Origin of the sequence: Pseudoalteromonas sp. NZS100, assembly GCF_015864815.1 — a bacterium.
Taxonomy (GTDB): Bacteria; Pseudomonadota; Gammaproteobacteria; order Enterobacterales; family Alteromonadaceae; genus Pseudoalteromonas; species Pseudoalteromonas distincta.
Genome location: NZ_JADYWM010000066.1, coordinates 1 through 619, shown reverse-complemented (window position 1 = coordinate 619; position 619 = coordinate 1). Strand labels below are relative to the sequence as shown.

1 protein-coding gene is annotated in these 619 nt (G+C 62.4%); it reads left to right on the top strand.

The annotated features are described in order from the left end of the window. On the top strand, window positions 1-614 hold a 614-nt coding region (locus tag I6E69_RS20510), incomplete at its 5' end, for a spermidine synthase (RefSeq protein ID WP_197122234.1). Window positions 615-619: the final 5 nt, after the last annotated feature.

The following is a 619-nucleotide window of genomic DNA, read 5'->3' as shown; positions in this document are numbered from 1 at the left end:
ACGTTGACGTCTATGAGGTCAAACTCGGCGATGAGTACCTCATGTCGAGCCTCTTCACTGTCGCCGAAATCGCGCTTTCCGATCTCGGGCTTGCGGCGGCTACCGGGGATGGACTGCGCGTCGTCAACGGCGGGCTCGGCCTTGGCTACACGGCCGTTGCCGCTCTCGCCGATCCGCGCGTGACTTCGCTCGAAGTGATCGATGCTCTGCCGGCCGTGATTGATTGGCACAATCGTGGCTTGCTGCCGGTGTCTGCCGAACTCACGGGTGATAGCCGCACCACTCTCACCCACGCCGACTTCTTCGCCGTGATGCGCGCCGAACCGACGGTGCCCTACGACGTGATTCTTCTGGATGTCGACCACTCACCCCGGCACCAGCTCGACCCCAGCCACGCCGACCTCTACACCGTCGAAGGTCTTCGTCGTGTGCGAGCCCATCTCACCGTCGGTGGCGTCTTCGCATTGTGGTCGGATGACCCTTCCGATGCCGAATTCATGGAGCGCCTCGGCCAAGTGTTCGAGAACCCGATCGCGCACGCGGTCGACTTTGACAATGCGCTCACCGGTGGGGTCTCATCCAACACCGTGTACGTCGCGAGGAAACGCGCCTAGTTAAG